Genomic DNA, 1,612 nt, shown 5'->3' on the forward strand with positions numbered 1-1,612 from the left:
ACTATGGACGAAATAAAAGCTATGGGCGGCAAAGACGAATCCTTAGAACAAATCTTCATAAAAATTACCAACCACCAGAACGTTCAAATCTAGTAAAGGTGTAATAATTATGAAAGATATCTTTTTGTTAGTAAAAGTATTTTTAAAAAATGGATTGCGTCCCGACCGAACGAAAACAAAAAAGAGCAGCCTTATTGGCATATATATCGTGTTAGGCATTACTTATTTAATGCTTATGTCGGGCGGCGTTTTAATAATTGTCTTTATGGCGCCGTTTGTTCAGCAAAATAATTTATTGGCCGAATTCGTTACAATGATATACTTGCTTGGCATTGGGCTAATTATTATATTTGGTATCGTGTCGCTTTTGACCTATGTTTATTTTAATAAAGACGCCGAATTTACAGCGTCCTTGCCTATCAAGCCGGGTAAAGTATTTTTGGCGAAATTAGTTATAGTTTATCTATATGAGCTTGTCGCGTTTGCGGCAATTGTAATTCCGTTATTAGTCGCGTTAGGCATAGCAGCATCGCAAGGTTGGGTATATTATTTGTCAATTTTTTTGGGCTTTATTTTAACGCCTGCATTTCCTTTAGCGCTGGCGAGCATTATCGCTATACCAATAATGTATTTGGTATCGTTTTTTAGAAATAAAGGCGCGTTTACAACAGTATTCTTGCTGATATTTTATGCCGTAATATTTGGAGCGTATTTTTATGGCGTAATGTCATTACAAACAAGAACTGAAGAAATCGCCAATAATATGGACGCTATTCTTGCCAGCCTTTCTAATGTCGCTCAAATCATATCCACAGTATTTTATCCTCTTTACGCCATAGCATGTCTAGCCACAGGCAAGGCGTTATACGGCTTAAGCGTTCCATTAAGCGGTCTTGTAAATCTAGCTATAGCGGTATTTTCATTATTAATATTATTAATAATAGCTAATTTTATCTCAAACGCGGTTTATCAACAAAGCACAATAAGACAAAACGAAAGCGCAAAAGCGTTAAGCGTCAAAAATCAAAAAACAGAATTTAGATCCCAATTAAAAGCTTTAATGATAAAAGAATTCAAAGATATCACAAGAACGTCCGCTTTTGGTTTTCAATGTCTAGCCGGTATCATAATATTGCCGCTCATTCTTGTTCTAATGAATATAAACGCTTACGCTTTGCAAGAAGCGGATTTATCTGCGAGCTTGGTCCGCAATATCTATTATGGCGTTTCTTTTGGTATGTTATTGATGCTAGGTAGCGGGATGAATATCGCGTCTGCTACGGCAATCAGCCGCGAGGGCAAACATTTTTATCTTTCAAAAGTTATTCCTGTTGACTATATTATCCAAATAAACGATAAAGTATATTTATCCTTAATAATCAATAATATAACCATATTATTAGGTTATTTAATTTCCATTTTCGTGTATAAACTAGGCGTTATAGAGATAATATTTTTTCCTATAACATTAGGATTATATAGTTATGGCTGCGCGTATTCCACTATAAGATTTGACTTAAAAGAACCCAAACTTAATTGGGCCACTCCCAACGAGGCGGGCAAAAACAATAAAAGAGCGACCATACCGACTCTTATTAATATGGGCGTGAGT

General features: G+C 35.5%; 1 protein-coding gene. It reads left to right on the plus strand.

Annotated features, from left to right (window positions below):
• Positions 1 to 109: 109 nt before the first annotated feature.
• The coding region (locus GX756_06265) for a hypothetical protein (protein ID NLC17462.1) at positions 110 to 1,612 on the plus strand (1,503 nt) is incomplete at its 3' end.

Source organism: Clostridiales bacterium, from assembly GCA_012512255.1.
Lineage (GTDB): Bacteria > Bacillota > Clostridia > Christensenellales > DUVY01 > DUVY01.